Origin of the sequence: Aquimarina sp. TRL1 (genome assembly GCF_013365535.1) — a bacterium.
Taxonomy (GTDB): domain Bacteria; phylum Bacteroidota; class Bacteroidia; order Flavobacteriales; family Flavobacteriaceae; genus Aquimarina; species Aquimarina hainanensis.
Genome location: NZ_CP053590.1, coordinates 406315 through 430051 on the forward strand (window position 1 = coordinate 406315; position 23737 = coordinate 430051).

Below are 23737 nucleotides of genomic sequence, written 5' to 3' on the forward strand. Positions count from 1 at the left end.
CCCCCTTAAAATTTAAATAATTCTTCTGATTCTGATGTTGATTCAAAAAATGCATCTAACTCTTCATGGCTTACTTCTTTTTCTAACCCATAATCTGATGGTGTCAGCTCCTGATTCTCTTTTTGTAAGCAATGCATAATTAACTCTTGTAAATTAGTGATGTATTGAAGTGCAATTTCTGCTATAGTACTTTCTTTATACTCTTTAGAAGCGTAACTCCAGGTAATTAACAATTGCCCGGAAGAGATAGAAGCATTGATTTCCAGTTTACTGGTAAAAGAGAGTCCTGCTGCTATTTCTATTCCGGAACTTTCTTTGGCATTATCCAACCAATCAATAGTGTCCAGGGTATTATCTAATTGTCCCAGGTAGTTAAAAACAATGTCCCATCGATTATCTGTAAATACTTCTCTTACCTCATCTGACGGATGTAGGTATTTAAGTGCTCCATACCCAATCCCTTTATCCGGAATCAATCGAAGTTCTTCTTTGGTCGACTTTATTAAAGTGCCATCATCCATTTGATCGTCATAGGACAGACACACCGGATATAAACTCGTAAACCAACCTACCGTATTACTAACATCAATATCGGTGGCTATTACTTCTCGCCCATGTCCTTCCATCCCTATGACTATTTTGGAATGACTTGACCATTTTCCTATGGTCTTACTCAGGCAACTTAAAAGTATGTCATTAATTTCTGTTGCATATACCTGATTGATCTCCTGCAATAACATACTTGTGTATTTGGAATCCAGGGTTATGGTATAGTCCACAACGTCTTTTCTCTTCTTAGGAAGTGCTACCTTATAGTCTGTTGGTAAGACTCTATATGATTGAGTAATGGATTTCCAATAAGATAACTGACTATATACAGACTGGCTATTGGCTATTTTTTGCATCGCAGTAACCCATTCTCGGTAAGAGCTACTTTTAGCTCCAAGCTTTACAGTTTGTTCTCTTTTCAAAGCATTAATAATCGCCTGCATATCATCAAGCAATATTCTCCATGAAACTCCGTCAATTACCAGGTGATGTGCTACCAGGAATAGCCTGTTATTTTTTTCCTTCGAGGGTGTTTTAATAAGTACGACTGCAAAAACATGTTCCTTATCAAGTGTGGTTTCATTCTGATAGGTATTACAAACCTGCTCAATAGAAGATCCGAGGTTTTGCTGTGTTTCTTCTTGGAGATTTTCTATTAGTAAAGACGGAATCCTATCGGTATAATCCTGTTTCCATCCTTCATTTTTCCTTGTGTATGCAAAACGTAATGCATCGTGTTGTAATACCAGTTCTTCAACCGCTCTTTCTAAAAATGCCTCATTAACCCCTTTATCTATTTCCATTAAAACAGATTGATTAAATACCTGTTTATTCTCTACATGTACCTCATCAAAATACCATTGCTGAATAGGTAACAACGCACTTTCTCCTCGGAGCAATCCTTGCTCGCCAAGGATCAGATCTGTATGATTAGTAATCATTTCAGCTAATGATGCAATGGTCTGGTGTTCGAAAATATCTTTTGGTTTTAAAGTATACCCCAATCTTTTGATCCTGCTTACCAGTTGAATGGTTATAATTGAATCTCCTCCCAACTCAAAAAAGTTATCTTCTATCCCTATTTGAGAAGCACCTAAAAGCTCTTGCCAAATTTGTGCTAATTCAATTTCCAACTCTGTCTCAGGAGCAATATATTTCGACGTTAGTAACGTTGATATATCTGGATCAGGCAGTGCTTTTTTATCCAGTTTACCGTTAGCTGTAAGAGGCAGCTTTTGTAATGGTACCCATATCGCAGGAATCATATAATCCGGTAATCGTGATTTCAGATATTCCTTTAACACTTCTGTTTGCAATGAATCATCCATAACAATATACGCCACGATACGTTTATTGCGATGCTCATCTTCTTTTACTAAAACACAACATCCTTTTATATCTGTATGCTCGGAAAGGCAATTTTCTATTTCACTCAATTCAATCCGGAATCCTCTTATTTTTACCTGAGTATCCCCTCTCCCTATAAATTCAATAGTTCCATCCACTTGCCATCGAACCAAATCCCCAGTTTTGTACATTTTTTCTTGTGGATTGAATGGGTTTGCTACAAATTTCTCAGCTGTCAATTCAGGCTGATTAAGATACCCTGTAGATACACCAAGACCAGCTGTACACAATTCTCCTATGACCCCTACAGGGCAAGGTTGCATATTTTGATCTAATACATAAACGGTGGTCCCGGAAATAGGAGGTCCTAATGGGATACTCTTGTTGGTTTCCAAACTTCTTGGGATAGTATAACAACATGTAAAGGTGGTATTCTCTGTTGGTCCATATCCATTTACAACTTGTACTGATGGTAATGTGTTATAAACTTTGGCAACACTCTGAGGATTCAGAACATCTCCTCCACTTAAAATATAGGCTAATTTTAGAGAAGCGATATCACTGTTCGCCCACTGATCAAAAAGGGCTGAGGTTAACCAGATGGTGTTAACATTATGTCTAGAAATACTTTCATTGATAATCGATAAATCAATTACATCAGATGGATATAATACTAATGTTCCTCCTTGTAATAAAGAGCACCATATCTCGAAAGTAGCTGCGTCAAAAGATACGGATGATAATTGCAGTATGGTTGTCTGGTCTCCCAGCGGAATTACATCCATCTGTGATAATCTGACAACCCCCCTATGTGGAATCAATGTCCCCTTGGGTTTTCCTGTTGATCCAGAAGTATATATTGCATATGCGATATCTTCTGAAGAAATAGAAATCTCAGGAGATCCCATTGACATCTCTTCAATAGTCTCCCATTCACTATCTACTAAAAGTAATGTTGCTTTTGATATAGTTTTTATACACTCAGGACTGGTATTATTTCCTAAAACAGTTCTTACATCTGCATCTTCCAGCATATACATAATACGTTCCGATGGATAGGAAGGGTCAATAGGCAGGTATCCGGCTCCTGCTTTTAAAATTCCTAAAATACCAACTATCATTTCTAAAGAACGAGACATACATACTCCTAATAATGCCCCTTGCTGCACCCCGGATATTATCAGATAATTTGCTAATTGATTTGACTTCTGGTCTAGGACTTCATAGGTAATTCTTTCTCCGTTAAGGATTACTGCAGTTTCCTGCCCTCTTACGTTCACTTGCTCAGAAAACAAATCAATTATTGTTGTCTCTAAAGGATAGGTAACCGATGTATTATTAAATTCCTGAAGTAACTGTGTTTTTTCTTCTCTGGAAATAATCTCTATAGCACCAATAACTGAAGAAACATTTTGGGTAACCGTCCTTAAAACATTCTCGTAATGCTTAAGAAAACGGTGCATCGTTTCCTCTTTGAATAGGGCTGTGCAATACTCTAACTCTATAATGAGTTCTTCTTCTTTTTCGATCGCTATTAATGTTACATCAAACTGAGAGGTTGTCGCATTATGTTCAAATGGAGTTAATGTTATATCATCCATAACTACATCTATTGCTTCTGGTGTATTCTGTAATACAAACATTACCTGAAACAACTGATTCATACTCATATCTCTTGTTTCTACCATACGATCCACGACCTTTTCGAAAGGCACAGACTGATGTTCATATGCTCCTAAAGTCACTTCTTTTACCTTTTGCAAATACTCCAAAAAGCTATAGGTGCCTGTAATAGGTGTATGTAATGCCAGGGTATTCACAAAGAAACCTATCAATCCTTCAAGTTCCTGATGTGTCCTATTTGCAATAGGAGTTCCGACACATATATTCTCCTGACTTGTGTATTTGTAAAGCAACACTTTAAAAGATGCTAACAATACCATAAAGAGCGTTGTACCTGACTCTTTTGCTAGCCCGTTTATTGCACTGGTTAATTCGGCATCCATTGTATATCGAAGTGCTGATCCTTCTGTGTTTTTTATAGAAGGTCTGGAAAAATCTGTTGGTAATAGCAATGGAGTAATTCCCTCGAGACTATTCGTCCAATACGATAATTGTGCTTCTAACAGGCTGGGAGTAAAATACTCTCGTTGCCATACAGCGTAATCAACATACTGCAATGGAATATCTGACAGGTTTGGTATTTTTTCATTTTTATACTGTCTATACAATTCAGAAAACTCACTAAACAATACCGTATCAGACCAACCATCACTGGAAATATGATGAATTACCAAAGCTAAAACGGAAGAAGTCCCTTCCTGTTCGTACAAACAGCCTCTCAGCATATAATCTGAAGACAGATCAAAAGGTCGCGCGATAAACGCTTCTACAGCTTCTTGTACGGTTTCTGATTCTTTTAATCGAACACACTCTAAGGACCAGGCATCAGCCGCTATTTGCTTTTGGTATCCCACCCCTTCATTAGATCGAATAACAGTTCGTAATACTTCATGTCGTTCAATGATTTCTCGCAGCGATTTCTCCAAAGCTACAAAATCAATATCTCCATGTATCGTAAACACCTCTGGAATATGATATTCCAAACTTCCTTGTAACTGATCTAAAAACCACAATCTTTCCTGACTAAAAGACAAGGGCATAAACTCAGTTCTTTCTCGCTTTTCGATGGACGGTAACACTGCTCTATTGCTAGTTGTATTGGCCAACAAATACCTTCCTAAATCTGCAATTGTTGGGTATAGAAATACATCTTTTATGGCTACTTCTAATGAAAGTGATTTTCTAAGAACTGATACCAATCGTGTTGCAAGAAGGGAATGACCTCCTAATTCAAAAAAGTTATCATGCACCCCTATTTTCTCCACCTGTAATAAATCTTGCCAGATAGTGACTAAAGTTTCTTCTTGTTCATTTCTGGCTGCTACATAAGTGATTGTCGATAATGAAGCAGTATCAGGATCTGGTAATGCTTTTTTATCTAATTTCCCGTTACTGGTCAGAGGCATTTCTTCTAAAAACACCCAAATCATCGGAACCATATATTCTGGTAATGTTTCTTTTAGGTACTCCTGTAGTATTTCTTTATTTTCTGTTGTGATGGTTGTAACCACATACCCGATCAAACGCTTGTTTCCACCTGGATCTGGTTTAGCGACTACACAGCAACTCTTAACTGATTCATGGGAGACTAATACTTTCTCTATTTCTCCCAATTCAATGCGGTATCCTCGTATTTTTACCTGATTATCTCCTCTTCCAATAAAGTCAATATTCCCATCTGGTAACCATCGGGCTAAATCCCCTGTACGATACATTCGCTTTCCTTTATCAAAAGGATCTGAAACAAACTTTTCTGCTGTTAATTCCGGGCGGTTTAGGTATTCTATAGCAACTCCTTCTCCTCCAATACACAATTCTCCTATAACACCAATGGGAAGTAATTGTAGCGCTGAATCCAACACATAGAACTTTGTGTTTTGCATTGGTTTTCCAATAGGTACATTGGGTAATTTTTCTAAATTGGAAGTTTCTGTAGTTTCGAAGAAAGAACTATCAATCGTTGTTTCTGTTGTCCCATAACTATTAATAATTCTAAATGCTTTTCCAAAACGTGATAGCAACCGCTGAAAATCAGCGGAAGTACATACATCCGATCCCAGAATTAACAACTTCATCCAGGAAAAATCCAGTTTTTCTTCAAAAATGTGATCCATTAACGGAACTGCTAAAGCGGGTGTTAGCTCTACTATATTTGCCTGATGTGTTGCTATCAATGTATACAAACTTGGAGGATCGAATCGAATATCGGTAGGGCAGATAATCATTGTCCCTCCTGATAGTAAACTACGACAAAGATCTCCGGTAAATACATCAAATGAAAAACTAGCCATTTGTAGCAAACAGGTTGTATTATCCAATGAATATGCTTGCAACCAGGCATGTGCTATATTGTATAGCCCTCCATGAGAAACTGCCACCCCTTTTGGTCTTCCTGTAGTCCCGGAGGTATAAATAACATAAGCTGTTTGCTCTTGTCCGATTTCTACAGATAAGGTAGTAGTAGGATATCTACTAAGTTTATCCTGATCAAGATCTAGTATGATTGCTTTTCCTCTATTAGAAGAAGTTACCTTCTGAATATCGACTTCCGTACTGAGTAACGTATGTATTCCTGCATCTTCGATCATATAGTTAATTCGATCTTCTGGATATTCCGGATCGATAGGAACATACCCTCCTCCTGATTTTAAGACCGCCAATACACTTACAATCATCTCAACAGATCTGGATAGACAAATCCCAACCATTGTATGTCCGCTTACCCCCCTATCCAATAACAACTGTGCTAATTGGTTTGACTTTTGATCCAGTTCCTGATATGTGAGTGTATGTTCTTTGTATACCACCGCAACTTTATCAGGTACTAAAAGCACTTGTTTTCTAAACAAATCACAGATTGTTTCTTCTGTGGAAATCTGTATAGAAGGAGGATTGAATGCTATTACCAACTGTTCTTTTTCTTCTTCTGAAAGCATAGGTAATTCTAACAAGGAATAAGAAGTATTTTGAACGACACTTTTTAATATATTTTCATAATGTCGGATCATACGATGTATCGTATCTTCCTTAAACAAATCTGTACAATACTCAAACTCTAGAGAGATTCCTTTTTCTGACTCTGTTACGGTTAATGAGATATCAAATTGAGAAGTGATGGTTTCAAATTCGAACTGAGAAAGCGTTACTCCTTCCATTGTAATATCATCCACATCTGGAGTATTTTGTAATACAAACATCACCTGAAACAGTGGGGTTGTACTCATATCACGAACAGAAACTACTCTATCTACCACTTTTTCAAACGGAACCAACTGATGATCATATGCTCCCAGTGTTACTTGTTTTACCTGATTAACGAGTTCTTCAAAGCTTCCATGCCCATCTAATTGTGATCGCAATGCCAATGTATTAATAAAGAAACCGATTAGCCCTTCAAGTTCCTGGTGTGTTCTATTGGCAATTGGCGTTCCCACACAAATATCTTCCTGTCCGCTATATCGATATAACATCACTTTAAACGCAGATAACATTGTCATAAATAAGGTTACCCCATGTTCTTTACTCCATGAAAGAAGTTGCGTTCTCATTTTTGCATCCAGCTCATAATTAATAATAGCACCGGAAGTACTTTGAATAGCCGGTCTGGTATAATCTGTAGGCAATGCAAGACTAGTTGTATTCGACAGGCAAGCCTCCCAATATGATAATTGTTGTTCTAAAATATCCTGAGTCAAATACTTTCGCTGCCATATTGCATAATCGATATACTGTAATGGTAACTTTTCAATATCTGGGGAAGTATTATTTTTATATGCATCGTATAAACGCACAAAGTCTTTGACCAAAATAACGTCTGACCATCCATCATTAGCAATATGATGCATCACTAATGAAAGAATATGTTCTTCTTCTGAAATACGATATAAACACGCCCTCAACATATAATCTTTTGATAAATCAAAAGGTTGTGAAATAAAAGCTGGTAATAGTTGTTGCAATGTTTCTTCTGATGGGACCTGCACACTGGTCATTTCCCATTGATCAATTGTTAACACTTTTTGATACCCCACTCCATCTACCGGTTGTATTACTGTACGCAATACTTCGTGCCTTGACAAAATTCCTTTCAGCGTTAATTCCAGTGCAGTAGCATCTAACTTTCCTTTGAGACGAAATACTTCTGGAATATGATATTCTAAACTTCCTTGTAACTGATCTAAAAACCACAATCTTTCCTGACTAAATGACAAAGGGATCAACGTTTCCCGAACCTGTGGTTCCAAAGGAGGTAACAACAAGGTGTTTTGAGCTTTGCTAATAACTTCTTCTGTCAGCTTTTCAATCGTCGGATGTACAAAAATGTCTTTAATAGCTATTTCTACTCCCAGTTCATTTCGTATCATAGAAACCAATCGGGTAGCCATTAATGAATGTCCTCCTAAGGTAAAGAAATCATCTGTAACGCCGACTTTAGTTACCTGTAAGAGCTTTTTCCAAATATCTGCTACAACTGACTCGGTTTCATTTCTGGGGGCTACATATTCATTTTGTAATAAAGCAGAAGCATCCGGGTTGGGCAAAGAACGTTTATCCAATTTTCCATTGCTAGTTAGGGGCATTTCTTCTAAAGGAACCCATAATGCAGGGACCATATACTCTGGCATATTGGCTTTTAAATGAGCTTCCAAATAGGCTTTGTCAAACTCATTTTTTGTAACTACATACCCTACTAATCGTTTACTCCCGGCACTGTCTTTTTTTGCTAATACACAACAAGCACTTACTGCTTCTAATCGGATCAGTACATTTTCTATTTCTCCCAATTCAATACGATATCCCCGAATTTTTACCTGATCATCTCCTCGTCCTATAAAATCTACATTCCCATCTGGTAACCATCTGGCTAAATCACCTGTACGATACATCAGTTCGTCTGATGCATACGGATTTTTTACAAATTTATCTCGTGTCAGCTCGGGTCTATTAAGGTACCCTTTTGCCAATCCTGCTCCTCCTATACACAATTCTCCTACGACTCCTACTGGCAATAAATTTAGAGCAGGATCTACAATATAAAAACACGTATTTTGCATCGGTTTTCCAATAGGAACATTGGTCAAATCATCTAAATATGCTGGATCTTTAATTTCATAATAAGAACTATCTACGGTTACCTCTGTTACTCCATAGCTATTGATGATTCGAAATTGATCTCCAAAGCGTCTTTGTATTCTCTGAAAGTCTATTGAAGAACATGTATCAGATCCCAGATTAAGGATCTTTACCCAGGAAAAATCAAGTTTATTGTCATAAATGTGATCCATTAATGGTACTCCTAAAGAAGGAGTCAATTCTATAACATTTGTTTTTCTTTCTGCAATGAGGGCATATAGACCTTCTAAATCAAAACGAATATCATTTGAGCAAATAATCATTTGTCCTCCAAACAACAGGCTTCGGCAGACATCTCCTGTAAAAGCATCAAAAGAGAAGCTTGCCATCTGCAATAATCTGGTGTTACTATCTAATTCGAACTCTTTTTCCCAACTAAGAGAAATATTATACAGGCTAGCATGCCCTACTTCGACTCCTTTTGGTTTTCCAGTGGTTCCTGAGGTATAAATCACATAAGCTGTGGTATCCGGCATTACATGTACCGGTGTCGAATGCATTGGATAGGCATTAATTTTTGCCCAATCATCATCCAGTAATACTTTCTGAATAATCTTTGGTGAGCTCACCAAATGAGCATCCATACGACTACTCACAACTACCTGAATCCCTGAATCTTCTATCATATATGCTATTCGCTCTGCCGGATAAGAAGGATCTATCGGGATATAAGCATTTCCGGATTTTAAAATTCCTATAATTCCAATAATCATCTCAATGGATCTGGAAATACATATTCCTACAAAAGATTTCTCTTCTACTCCTACAGCAATCAGGTAATTTGCTAACTGGTTAGATTTTTCATCCAACTCTCTATATGTCAATTTCTGATGCTCATAAATCAGCGCAATTGCATCTGGCGTTTTTTCTACCTGCTCTTTAAAAATATTCAGAATTGTCTGATCCTGAGGAACAGGAAATGCTGTATCATTAAATGTTTGAAGCAACTGATACTTTTCTTCTTTACTTATAATTGATAAATGTGCTACAGCGGTTTCTACCGATGATACCATACTGTGTAATACATTTTCAAAATGCACAAACATTCGCCGTATTGTCTCCTCTTTAAAGATGGCAGTGCCGTATTCTATTTCTAGGGAGATTCCATGCTGTGTTTCTGTAGCTGTTAAAGAAATATCAAACTGAGCAGTTGTCGCTCCGTATTCATAAGGCGTCAATACAACATCCTCCATTGTGATTTCCTGATTATCCGGAGTATTTTGTAATACAAACATCACCTGGAATACAGGAGTCATACTCATATCGCGAGAACTGACGACTCTATCTACTACTTTCTCAAAAGGAACCATTTGATGATCATATGCTTCCAGGGTCGTTTCTTTTACATCTTGTAATACTGTCTTAAAATCCGCTTGACTATTGACTGTTGTTCGCAACGCCAATGTATTGATAAAAAAACCGATTAACCCTTCTAATTCCTGATGCGTTCTATTCGCTATTGGAGTCCCAATACAGATATCTTCTTGTCCTGTATACTTATGAAGAACTACTTTCAAAGCAGTAATCAATGTCATAAACAGGGTAACTCCTTCTTTTTCGCATAAGGCGATGAGTTTATCTTTTAGCGTTTCTTTCAATTCATAATGAATCACAGCTCCTTCTGTGCTTTGCTGAGAAGGTCTAGGAAAATCTGTCGGTACTAAAACCGGAGTTACATTCTCTAATTTGGACTCCCAATATTGCAATTGATCCTGAAGCGTTTCTTCTTCTGCACTGCTTCGCTGCCAAAAAGCATATTCCTTGTATTGGAATTGCAGATGTGGTAACGTTGGAGTAACTCCATTTTTAAGAGCACTATACAAGCTTACAAATTCTTTAATCAGGATATTATTAGACCAGCCATCACTGGCAATATGATGCATCACCAATACCAAGATATAGGTCTGTTCTCCTGTCTGATACAGCCTCCCTCGTAACATATAATCTTTTGATAAATCAAAAGGTGTATTTATGTATTCGGACAGTATATCGTCAATAACTGCTGTTTCAGAAACTGTTTGTATTTCCAAAGACCAGTCATCTGCCGGCATAATCGTCTGAAAGCCTTCTCCCTGAGAAGAAGTAATTGTCGTACGGAGAACTTCATGTCTGGTGATTATGGTTTTAAAGGAAGCTTCTAATGCAGTACAATCTACTTTTCCTTTGAGATAAAACACTCCAGGCATATGGTACTCAGTACTTCCTTGTAACTGATCTATAAACCAAAGACGTTCCTGCCCAAAAGACAAAGGGATTGGATCCGAAGTTTCTAATTTATTTGCTTGTAAAAACTCTGTTATTGAAGATTTTCTTCGGTTGTTAAACCGTTCCAGATATGCTATAATATCTTCTTTATTTGCTTTTATAGATTGGAGCAATTCGGGATCAATTGAAGTTTTCTTTGATTTTATCTGAAGTGCTCCTTCATTAAGTACCAGTTTTGAATCCTCTTTTTTAACTTTCTTAAGGATTTCGATTACATTATTTTTCATTTTTAAAAAGCAGCCTTATAAGTTGATAGTTACAGCATATTCTTCTTCTGAAGTCTTGTTTTCTTCCCGGAAAGCATCTACATAAGCAGCTAACTCTTCTATTGTTCTGGAAACAAAAATGTCTTTGATATAGATTTCTATTTCGAAAGTGGTTCGCAGTGCTGCAACAAGCCTTGTTGCTATCAGAGAGTTCCCCCCCAGTTCAAAGAAATTATCTCTAACACCTATTTTTTCAACGCCTAATAAATCTTGCCAAATACGGGTAAGTTCCTGTTCAGTCTCTGTAGTAGCTGCTATATATTCACTTCCTGAAAAAGTAGAAACATCTGGTTCTGGAAGAGCTTTTTTATCTATTTTCCCACTAGTATTCAGTGGCATTTCTTTCACTATAATCCATATTGCAGGGATCATATATGCTGGCAATTTTTCTTGTAACTGCTGCTGTGCAATTTTTTTATCAAAATTTTGACCTACAACATAAGCTATCAGGTTATATTGTCCATTACTTCCTTCCTTAGCTATTACGCAAGCATTTATTACTTCGGTTAATTGATCTATTGCATTTTCTATCTCTCCTAATTCTATTCTATACCCTCTTATTTTGACCTGATTATCCATTCTGCCTACAAATGCGATTGTACCATCAGGGAGCCATCTGGCATAATCTCCAGTTCTATACATACGTTCTCCCTCACTAAATGGATTCGGTAAAAATCGTTCTGCTGTCAGCTCTTCCTGATTTAAATATTCTCTTGCTATTCCGGCTCCTGACACACATAATTCTCCTACTGCTCCTATAGGAAGTATTTCCAGATTCTCATTTAGAATATAGGCTTTGGTATTAGCAATAGGACGACCAATCGGAACTCCAGAAGACATGATTGCCCCATCAAAAACAGTCGCGCATATTGTTGTTTCTGTCGGTCCATAAGCATTGAAGAATATACCGCCTCCTTTGACATATTGTGCGGACTTCTCTATATCTGCTTGCTCTCCTGCTGTTATAATTGTTTTAATTCCTACAATTTTATCTGTGTCTAGAAGCTTAAAAAAACTAGGGGGTAAAGTTGCCCAACTAATTTGATGTCTTTCGATAAAATCACTAAATAGTTCTGTATCTGCTTTTGCTTCTTCTTCTATAATATACAAGGTTGCCCCTCCTGATAATGTGATAAATATCTCCCATACAGAAGCATCAAATGAAGGGCTTGCAAATTGCAAACACGCATCTTCTGGGCTTATTCCGAATTTCTTTACCTGAGGAAGAATGGTATTAGAAAGATGACCATGCTCTAGAACAACTCCTTTGGGGTTTCCTGTACTTCCCGAAGTATAAATCACATAAGCAATATCTGATGGCTGTATAGTCTGTGCTAATGGGTTTCTGGATTCGTTTTCTATATCTTTTTTATCTCTTTGCACCGATATTTCCCGAACGTCACTATCTTTCATATACGGTATCGGTTCTTCTTGATCTGTAAGGATCATTTTTACCTGTGCATCTTTAATAATATATTCCTTTCTTTCCTGAGGAAGACCAGGATCTATAGGTACATATCCGGCTCCTGATTTTAACACCCCAAAAATACTTACCAACAACTCAGGGGATCTGCTCATCATCATTCCGATCAGTTCTCCTGATACTACATTGTTTTTTCGTAAATAATGTGCCAATTGATTTGATTGCTCATCAAGTTGATGATATGTCAACTCTATATCTTTATATACAACTGCTACAGCTTCCGGGTTTTCTATTACCCTTTTTGTAAATTCTTCCAAAACCAGGTTCCCTATGGGGTATATATCCTTAGAAAGAGAGAAATCATTTAATATCCTCGCTTCTTGCTGTTCGGATATCAATGTCAAAGTGCTTAATTTCTCTTCAGCTTTCTTTGTAATTTCATATACCAGGTGCTGAAATGACTGTAGCATTTCTTCTGCCAGTACATCACTTAAAAAAGAGGTTTTATAATCTAGCGTAATATGGAAATTTCCGAATTTTTCCAGGGTATTAATGGCTAAATCAAAATTAGCATATAGGGGTTTATGCTCATGTATATTAACCGCCAGTCCATCCATTTCCAATGCATTTAATCCCACATCAAAATTAAAAAGGACATTGATTATGTTATCAGTAGCATCGTAACCTTTATCCTGTAACAGTTTTAAAAATTCAGCATATGGATAGGTTTGGTGGTCATATGCTTCGAACAATCGTTTTTTTAATTCCTGCTGATATGTTTTGATAGTTTGTTCTTTATCATATGAAGTCGCTAATGGCATGATATGAGAATAATACCCTATGGAGTTTTCTACTCCTTCCATATCTCTTCCTCCAACTGGAATTCCCATGACCAGTTCTGATTGTCCTGTTAATTTTAGCAACAGTATTTCAAAAGCCGATAATAGTGTCATAAATAATGTTACACCATTTTGCTGACTCCATTTCTTTACGGTTTCCATTTCCAAAGAAGAGATACAAATCTCTCTGGAGTGACTTTGATGGCTTCCTTCTCCATTATTTTTCTCTCCTGAAAAAAGTGAAACTTTACATTGTTTTGCAGAAAACGTATCTAATAAGTACTGCTCATGCCCCTGCCACTCTTCTGTTTCTTTTTCTCGCTCCAGCCAGCTTGCATATGCATTAAATTGTATGTATTGTTTCTTTTGCTTTCTTTTTCCTAATGCTATAGCATTATAATTTTCTGATATTCCTTTTAAAAACAAGGAGCAAGACCACCCATCTGCAATAATATGGTGTATTGATATCAGGAGTATATGTTTCTGTTTATTCTGTTTTATAAAACTCAGGCGTACTAATGGTCCTTCTTCAAAAGAGAAAGGAGTTGCTAAACTTTCATCTACCAGCTTCTGAAAAGCGATTTCGAAAGTATCTTCTGTTTCGGATAGATCTACTTTTGTAATAGGGATTTTTACCGTTTTGTCAATAATAAATTGTTCTCCTCCTGGGGCTACTTTACTTTTTAAAATCCAATGGTCTTCTGCCAATTCATTAACTGCCATTTTCAAGGCTGTAAAACTTACATTCCCTGTTAGTTCTAAACTAAATGTTTGGGTATATGCCAATGAATTTTCCTGATGTATCTCATGTAATAGATATAATTGCTTTTGCGCCAAAGTCATGTCAAAAGCCATTATTTTTTCTTCCTCTACAGCGACTTCTTCTGGAAACACATAATCTTCTGTTCCATCTGACTTATATACCATATAAGCACTCTCGCAAACACATCTGTATATTTTTTCCAGATCACTATCATCGTGTGCAAAGTTTATAAAGAGGTTATTTGCTGCCCAGGCATAAACTCCTTTGGCAATCATATGATACTTAAATAACTCGAAATTTCCTCTGAACTTAAACCGGAACAGAGAACCAAAATTTACAGCTTCGACCGGAATGTCTTCTTTCTTGAAGAACTCATTTATCCTATTCATCAAATCATCTGCTTTTTGATTTAATGCAACATACGCCTGATACCCAAATTCTTTTATTTTTTCCAAAACCGCTTTTGAAGCTGCCATAGCCAGCGGATGTCTTGCAAAGGTTCCTGCTACTAATGTTTTAGTCGTTTCCGGATAGGATGTATCTCCATACTTCCATACACCTCCATCTACTACATCCAGATATTTTGCTGCTCCTGCAACGATTCCAATAGGCATTCCTCCTCCGGCAATTTTACCATAGGTAACAATATCTGCTTTGATTCCAAAATATTCTTGTGCTCCTCCTGGTCCTATTCTAAAGCCGGTAACCATTTCATCAAAAATCAAAGGAACCTGTAATGCTGTTGCAAGTTCTCTTAATGCCGTAAGAATTTCTTTTGGTTGAAATTCCGGAAACCTACTGCGTACCGGTTCTACCATGATTGCTGCCAATTCATCTTTATGAGCTCGGATCTGATCCAGCATATCTTCATCATAATAGTTTAATACGATAATATCTTCTACCATATTATGTGTAATACCTGGAACCATTGGATCTGTCTGCTCATCACCCTGAATTCCCAATACACCATCCAGGTGTCCATGATAGGATCCAGAGAATATTACAATCTTATTTTTCTGAGTAACGGTTCTTGCTAATCGCATAGCGAATGAAACTGCTTCTGTTCCCGTATTGGCCAGACAAACTCTCTCTAATCCCGTCAGTTCTGAGACTAAAGAAGCTACTTCTCCCGAGAGTTCATTCATAGGACCTATATTGATCCCTTTGTCGAGTTGTGCTTTTATCGCATTTACAATAAAATCCGGTTGATGACCGAAGATACAGGATCCATATCCCATAGTGATATCTATGTATTCATTCCCATCAATATCTATAAATCTTGCTCCATGTGCTGATTCACTAATAATCGGATATACCATTTCTTTTACTGACATTCTAAATCCTGCCGAAGAAAGATACTCCGCATGAACGTCTCTATATTTTGCAGTATATGCTTTTGATTTAGCTGTTTTTGTCGTATATGCTTCTATTAATTTCGGCAATTGTTTTTCCTGATTATCGGGTAGTTTTTGAAAGAAAATATCAACACTTCCCCCTCCTCCGGGCAGCACTACTTCTTTGGACTTTGATCCAGACTTATTCTTAGGAGTCGCTACGATTTTTTTGTCCGACATCACCACTGATTGCGCGACTTTTACTCCTTCTAATCCAGAAGAAGATTGTATGTATCTTGACAGAATTTCATTTTGTTCTGAAATATGTTTAGACAATAAGGAATTTTGATTCGAAAATTGATGTAACAAACTATCTAATCCATTATTCTCCTGCAAGATTGTATTCTGAGAAGAGATCGAAGGCGTCGTCTCTATAGGTTTTATTGATGATTCAGATGTTACTAGTGGTACCGTTGCTGTTACACTCGTTTCTTCTTCCAAGAGCCCTTTTTCTTCAATAATAAATCTGATAATATTATTTAGGTTTGATAAATCTTCAAAAACTCTTCTTATCGGAATTTTAATTTTGTACTGTTTCTCTATTTTTTTTGTCACTTCTAAGAGGACTAGGGAATCTGCTCCAAAATCCAATAATGACTTATCTAACAATATCTCATCCTGATCCATTTGAAGGGTTGCAGAAATTGTTTTTCTCAGATACGCTTCTATTTCTTTAAATATTGTTGATGTGGATGATGACATAGGTTGCTTTTTTTCAGAAGTTGTGGTTATAGCAATGGGAATATTTTGTTCTTTTTTGGTTAAGGGAATTGCCCAGAAGCGTTTTCTTTGGAATGGGTATGTCGGGATCGTGATTGTTCTGGTTTCTCTGTTAATAAAGACTTGATCCCATTGTACATTTCCTCCACATAGATACCACTCAGAGAGACATTCTAACAATTGGGTATTTTCTTCTTTTCCTTTAATCATAGAAGCTAACCAGATTGCTTTTGTGCTATCATGGACACACTGACTCCCCTTAGTAGTTAATACCGGGTGAGGTCCCATTTCTATATAGGCATCTATTCCTATCTTTTCCAGAGTCAACATTCCTTTAAGGAAATCCACCGGAGCACTTATATGATTAACCCAATAAGAAGGGGTTGTGATCTCTGCGTCAACTAAGTCTCCATTAATATTCCCTATTAATTTACAGTTTGGTCGATGATATGTTATTGTAGCAGCTATTTTTTCAAATTCTGCTAGCATTGGATTCATTAGCGGAGAATGAAATGCGTGAGATACTTTTAGATACTTATATTTAATTTGCTGATCTGTCAATACCTCGCATAAGGCTGCTATTTCCTTTTCTGCTCCTGATATCACGGTATGATTAGGGCTGTTAATTGCTGCAATGGAAACCCTCGGATATGAATCCAGGTATTTTATAACTTCTCGATGTGAGTGGTGCAGGGATACCATTGCTCCTTTTTCCTGAATATCTTGCATCAATCTAGCCCTGTGACAAATTAACTTCGCTCCATCTTCCAGACTAAATATCCCCGCTATACATGCAGCAGTTATCTCTCCTACACTGTGCCCCATAACAGCTTCCGGGGAAGCTCCCCAGCTCTCCCATAATTTTGCTAATGAATATCCGATCGCAAATAATGCTGGTTGGGTATACACTGTTTGATGTATTTCTTCTTTTTCTTTGAATAAGAGGCTATATAAGTCTTTTGATAAATAAGGGTTTAATACTTTTATACAAGTGTTTAATGTCGCTGTAAAAACAGGTTCTGTTTCATACAGTTTTTTTCCCATTTCGAAATACTGAGCACCTTGTCCTGTAAATAAAAAAGCTGTTTTTACAGGGTACTTCGGATCTGATGATTCTACTATATAATCTGCCTTCTTAATCGCTGAGAGGAATGCCTCTTTATCACGACAGACAATGCTTGTTCTTGTGTGATACTGTGTTCGTCTGGTTGCCAGGTTATAGGCTAATTCTTTCAGCTCAATATCCGGGTTATTTTCTACATATTTTGCTAATTGCTGTAATTGTTGAGATACTGCTTTTGCTTCTTTTGCTGCTACTGGTAATATCGTTACAGCTCTATTGTTTATATCACTTTCAATAGATAAATGATTGGTTACTTCTGGGGCTTCTTCCAAAATTATATGTGCATTGGTTCCTCCAAAACCAAAAGAGCTTACTCCTGCTCTTCTTCTACTCCCTTCATTTTTCTTCCAAGGTATAATCGCATTCGGGATTTGTATATTCATACGCTCCCAGTTAATATGATGATTTGGTGTTTGATAATGTAATTGCTTAGGGATTTCCTGTTGTTGAAAACACAATACCGTTTTTATTAACCCTGCAATCCCTGCTGCTGACTCCAGGTGACCAATATTTGCTTTTACTGAACCTACTACCAGGGGAGTCTCTTTTTTTATTCCATTTCTGTACGTATTGTGGAGGGCTTCTATTTCTATTGGGTCTCCTAAGGAAGTACCTGTTCCATGACTCTCTATATATGATACAGTTTCCGGAGCTACATCTGCTACTTTTAGAGCTTCTTGTATCACTTGTTCCTGAGCCAATCCATTAGGAGCTGTAAGACCGTTACTTTTTCCATCTTGATTGATAGCTGATCCTTTAATAACACCTAAAATGGTATCTTTATCTTCTAAGGCAGCAGATAATCGTTTTAACAAAACCAAACCTCCTCCTTCACTCCTCACATATCCATTAGCGGTATTATCGAATGTCTTGCATCGTCCATCTATCGCCATCATATTAGATTGAGATAAAGCCACTGTTGGTTCTGGAGATAAAATAAGGTTCACTCCTCCTGCAATAGCCATACTACATTCTCCATTTCTAAGACTTTGAGCCGCCATATGAACACCTACTAAAGAAGAAGAGCAAGCTGTATCAATAGCCATACTAGGACCATTTAGTCCGAATTGATAGGAAATTCTATTCGCAGCAATGCTTAATGCTACTCCTGTTCCGGAATAGATATCTTTTTCGCTATCTTTTAATAAGGCTCCATAATCACTATGTACGATCCCAATAAATACACCTGTTTTAGAGTTTTTAAAACCCTTTGGCAAATATCCGGATCGTTCTATCAATTCATTCGACAACTCAAGTAGCATTCGCTGCTGAGGGTCCATATTATTTGCTTCTCTGGGAGAAATGTTAAAAAAACCTGCATCGAAAGTATCAACTTCTGAGAGAAAACCTCCCCATCTTGTATTCATTTTATCTCCTCCAAAGTCTTCTTGGTCAGAATAAAACGCATTCGCATCCCAACGATCTTTAGGAACCTCTACAATCGCATCTTTTCCTGTCTTTAGGTTTTTCCAAAATTCCTCAATAGAAGTTGCTCCCGGGAATCGTCCTGCCATACTGATAATAGCAATAGGTTCTTTATGAGAAGCAGTTTCTGCTACAATGGAGCTTTCTTCTTTACTTTCAGGGAATAAATAATTCGATAATTCTTCAATTGTAGAGTAACTGTATAAAGATGCCGGAGAAATTTCTTTTTCTACATACGCTGATAGCATTCCCGAAAGCCTGATCATTTGTACCGAACTCATTCCTAATTCAGAAAAAGATGTCGTAGGATATATTTTATTCTCAGGGATTTGTAATTCAGTGCTTATCGTTTTTTGCAACCAAAGTGTAATATGAGTATTGCTAATTTTTCTTGTATTCTTTACCTCTGTTGGGGATATTTCATTCGTCTCAGTAGTACGATATACTGTTTTCTTATCCCAGCTTTCTAATACACCATCTATTTCTCCTGTCTCATAGGCTCGTTTAGCACCTACACGTTGTATTTTTCCACTAGACGTTTTAGACACACGTCCTGGTTTTACCATAAGAATACCATACACTCCAAGCTCATGTTCCTGAAATACTGAATCACAAATGCTTTTTACAATTTCTTTGAAATTATAATTTCGCATACTGGTTCGTTTTACTTCCTGAACAATTACTAATTGCGCAACTCCATCAATAACTGTTTCAAAAGCAGCTCCCGCATTATTCTGAAGATCTGGATGAGCTTCCTGTATCGTTTTCTCTATATCTTGCGGATAGTAATTTGCTCCATTAAATATCATTACTTCCTTTAACCTTCCCGATACAAATAATTCTCCTTCATGAAAAAATCCCATATCTCCGGTTCTCAAAAAAGTACCGGCTTTGGTATTTTCTTTTCCATTAGCATATACTGTTGTCGCCAAGAAAATTTCCTGGCTTAGTTTTTCACGGTTCCAGTACCCTTTGGCAATACTTTTTCCTGCTACCCATATTTCTCCAATTTCTCCTTTTTTGCAAACTTGTCTGGTTTCCGGATTTACAATTTTTACTTTTAAATCTCCTAAAACAGGTCCATTGCCGACAAAACCAATCTGGTTGGTCTTTTTTTCTTCGCGATGTATGCTAATTATTCCTTGATGGAATTTATCTTTTTCCAGATATAACATATTCGGTACACTTGTGTATTTACTCGAGCTTACCACCAATGTTGTTTCTGCCATCCCGTAACACGGAAATAGTGCTTTTTCTTTGAACCCTACTTTTTCAAACTTATCGACAAAACGATGTAGTGTCTCTAGACGAATAGGTTCTGATCCATTAAATGCAGATTTCCATCCTGAAATATCTAGTTCCTTAAGTTGTTCTTCCTGAATTTGATTGACACATAAATCATAGGAGAAATTGGGACCTCCACTATAGGTTGCTTTATAGTCTGATATTGTTTGTAACCATCGTATTGGTTTCTGAATAAAAGAAGTAGGAGACATGATAATCAATTCGAACCCTACACACAGTGCTTCCAGAATATTACCAATCAATCCCATATCATGATAGATAGGTAACCAGGTAACCCCGATTGATTTTGGACTAAGTCGAAAAGAATCTTGGATCAATTTGGTATTATGAAGGATATTTTGATGAGTTACCATAACCCCTTTGGGATCTCCGGTTGATCCAGAGGTATATTGTAAGAAAGCAATAGTTTGCGCTGTGATCTCTACATTTTTTGAGACTTCTTTAATAGTTGTCAAGACATTTGTTTGTAACCATTTTACTTCAGAAAACACCTCATCACTAAACCAACTATGGCACTTTTTATAAACTTCATCTGTAGTTATAATAAGCGTCGCATTACAATCTGCTACAATTGTTTCCAGTCTCCCTATACGTCTTTTTCCTTGCGGAGGAAAAGCAGGTACCGCAATAACTCCAGCTAATAAACAGCCAAAAAATGCATCGGTAAAATCCAACCCTGAAGGGTATAATAGCAGTACCCGGTCTCCGGGAGTTGCTTTTTCTAAAATATGAGATGCAATTACCTTTGATCGTTCATATAATTGTTGAAATGTTCTCGAAGCTGTTTCTTCTTCTCCGTTTGTTAGAAAACGATATATGGTTTTATTAGGAAACCGGACTAAGTGTGTATTGAATAAGTCTACAATTGTTTGTTCCATGAGTGACTTCTCTTGACTAAGTGATGATTTATAGTGTGTTTTTTGAAATTTAAATATCTAGTATACGTCTAAGGCTACATATTTCTCCATGCAGCTTTCAATGGCTATCTCCATAACATTTATGGCTGCATCAATAATTTTATGAGTAGTTACTAAAGGAGGAACTAACCTCATTACATTGCTATGATGGCCTCCTACTTCGAATAGCAATCCTTTTTGAAAACATTCTTGTCTAAACTCTTTTAATAATTCGGGGAAAGGTTCTTTGGTTCTTTTGTCTCTGACAAATTCTACTCCAATCATCATTCCTCGTCCCCGTACTTCTCCGATAAAAGGATTTTCTCCCTGAATGTTCTTGAGCTTATTCATTAGGTAGGCACCTACTGTTTTTGTATGTTCTTTAATTCCGTGTATTTCTACAAAATCAAATGCTCCTCTTGCTGCCGCAATACTCACTTGATTTCCTCTAAATGTTCCTATATGAGCAGCAGGTCCCCAGGCCTCTATTTCTTTCTTATAAATCAGACCGGATATCGGAAATCCAACACCTCCAAATCCTTTTGAAAAAGTAATAATATCAGGGATAGCATTGGTATTCATGAATTCCAAGAAACTCCCTGTTCTAAAGAAACCACTCTGAATTTCATCGAATATAACCAGTACATCATTTTCGTGAGCAATATTGACCAATGCTTCTAAATACCCTTCTTCCGGAACAATGTTTCCTCCTTCTCCCTGAATAGGTTCTACAATAATCGCGGCGGGTTTAGAAATTCCGGAATGACTATTGGTAAAAATACTTTTGAAAGCTTCTATTCCATCAATCTCATTAGTTCCTTCGGTTTTACTTCTATATGGATAGTTGTATGGAATGAAATGTACATTAGGCATTAAAGAAGTTAGATGATTTCTGAAAAAAGTATCTGATGTTACTGCCAGAGCTCCTGATGTCATCCCATGATATCCTCCTGTAAATGCAATTATTCCATCTCTACCTGTCTTTATTTTTGCTAACTTAATAGCTGCCTCGACTGCATCTGATCCTGTAGGTCCTCCAAAACTTACTTTATAATCATCCTGCATATGTACTGGCAGATGGTTTAATATTTTTCGGATAAGCATCATCTTATTCTCTGTAGGAAAATCCAATGCATGGATTAAATTTTCTTGTTGCTCTTTCACATAGTCCAATACAAAATCATTTCCATGTCCTACATTTAAAACACCACACCCACTAAAAAAATCGATAAATCTATTACCATCTACATCTTCTATAATACTTCCTTTTGCCTTTTTTATGGCAATAGGCATACTTCTTGGATATGAAACCACATTCCCTTCTATTGCTCTTTGCTCTTCTAATAAAATGGCAGATTTTTCACCCGGAACCGAAGCTGAAACAATGCTAGGTTCTTCTGATAAGTGGTATTTACTCAATGAATTCATAATTAATTGTTTGTTATATGTGTTATTATTGTATCTCTTACATATGATTCCTTCATCAAGGTGTGAATAATGAAGACCCGCAGAGATCGTATATTTTGCTATTTCATAGCAAATAGGCTTTTAGCCCATGATTTTTCTCTTGGAAAATCACAGGAAAAAAAGAGTTATAAAATAGTATGAGGTAAGGGGGAACTCTGGTTTTTACTATTTATGCTAAATAGTATTCGGAGTTAATCTGATCATTGCTTTTAAAAGCTAATAATCTCTTCAAATTTATTTTTGAAGAATGCTACGATATCTTCATTTGAAGCATCTGGACGGATTTCATCTTTTAGAAAGAATCGCAAAATTTCTAACTGATCATCCTCTGGATTTTTTTCGATATGATTACATAAACCTATATATTCCTGATCGTATAAAAAATTCCAAGTTATAGAAATACTATCTGACTGGCTTGTCACATCATGAAACCAACCTGATGGAAATAAAACAATTTCTCCTGGTTTCAAAACATCTTCATAATCATATGTTATCTTAGAAAAATCAGGAAACTTCTGATGATCCGGTTGTTGGATATCAACAAATTCTTTTCCGTTCATTACCTGAGGCTCTTTTTCCGGGTTATAAAGAAAAATCTTTTTTTCTCCATAAAACTGACACAAGATAGCATTGCTATTAAACGGATCTTTATGTAAGCGTGTTCTGGATCCTTTTCCTGAAACAAATAACCCTTTATAAGGATATCGGTACTTGGTTATATCCCTTTGTTGACCACTTTTACTATATGGAACTACTAAGGATTCATCAGGTAAGAAATAAGGGTGGCTCCAAAAACCCTCAAGGGACTTAAACACTTTATCTGACCAATAAAAGTCAACTTCTTTTAATTTTGTATACCATCGCATATACTCTTTGGTTAATCCTTCTTCTTCTGTCCTTCCAAAGTTTTTATCTATATATTCTCTAAAAGGAACAACTCCTTGTAGATCAAAAAGCTCATCATACACCTGCACCTGTTCTTCTCCAAATTCTTTCTTAAAATAGTCTGGCGTAAATTTACTCAAATCCCAGTCTTTCATTCCATCTGTAACGATTACTGGCTTATTAGACATTATATATTCTTCTATATATTCTTGTTTAGTAATGGCATGAATTCTTTCTATTTTCATCGTGTTGTAATTATTTTTGTCTTAGAATTGATTGTATAGAAATGTCGTATTGATTATAATTTGCCAATT

At 36.7% G+C, this 23737-nt stretch carries 4 protein-coding genes; all 4 read right to left on the reverse strand.

The window, feature by feature from the left end:
• Positions 1 to 5: 5 nt before the first annotated feature.
• The 4 genes from HN014_RS01575 to HN014_RS01590 all read right to left on the reverse strand — a co-directional run bounded on the left by HN014_RS01575 (position 6) and on the right by HN014_RS01590 (position 23668).
• Positions 6 to 11144: a non-ribosomal peptide synthetase gene (locus tag HN014_RS01575; protein ID WP_176027157.1), complete on the reverse strand. Its 11139-nt coding sequence runs from the start codon at positions 11142 to 11144 to the stop codon at positions 6 to 8.
• 15 nt (positions 11145 to 11159) lie between these two features.
• The gene (locus HN014_RS01580; RefSeq protein ID WP_176027158.1) at positions 11160 to 21053 is read right to left on the reverse strand and encodes a non-ribosomal peptide synthetase/type I polyketide synthase; all 9894 of its coding nucleotides are present in this window, start codon (positions 21051 to 21053) and stop codon (positions 11160 to 11162) included.
• A gap of 57 nt (positions 21054 to 21110) precedes the next feature.
• Positions 21111 to 22499: an aspartate aminotransferase family protein gene (locus HN014_RS01585; protein WP_176027159.1), complete on the reverse strand. Its 1389-nt coding sequence runs from the start codon at positions 22497 to 22499 to the stop codon at positions 21111 to 21113.
• Between the two features lie 248 nt (positions 22500 to 22747).
• The gene (locus HN014_RS01590) at positions 22748 to 23668 is read right to left on the reverse strand and encodes a cupin-like domain-containing protein (RefSeq protein ID WP_176027160.1); all 921 of its coding nucleotides are present in this window, start codon (positions 23666 to 23668) and stop codon (positions 22748 to 22750) included.
• Between the last annotated feature and the right edge of the window lie 69 nt (positions 23669 to 23737).

Coding starts and splice junctions, on each gene's coding strand:
- HN014_RS01575 (WP_176027157.1), bottom strand. CDS start 11,144: ATGAAAAATAATGTAATCGAAATCCTTAAGAAAGTTAAAAAAGAGGAT.
- HN014_RS01580 (WP_176027158.1), bottom strand. CDS start 21,053: ATGGAACAAACAATTGTAGACTTATTCAATACACACTTAGTCCGGTTT.
- HN014_RS01585 (WP_176027159.1), bottom strand. CDS start 22,499: ATGAATTCATTGAGTAAATACCACTTATCAGAAGAACCTAGCATTGTT.
- HN014_RS01590 (WP_176027160.1), bottom strand. CDS start 23,668: ATGAAAATAGAAAGAATTCATGCCATTACTAAACAAGAATATATAGAA.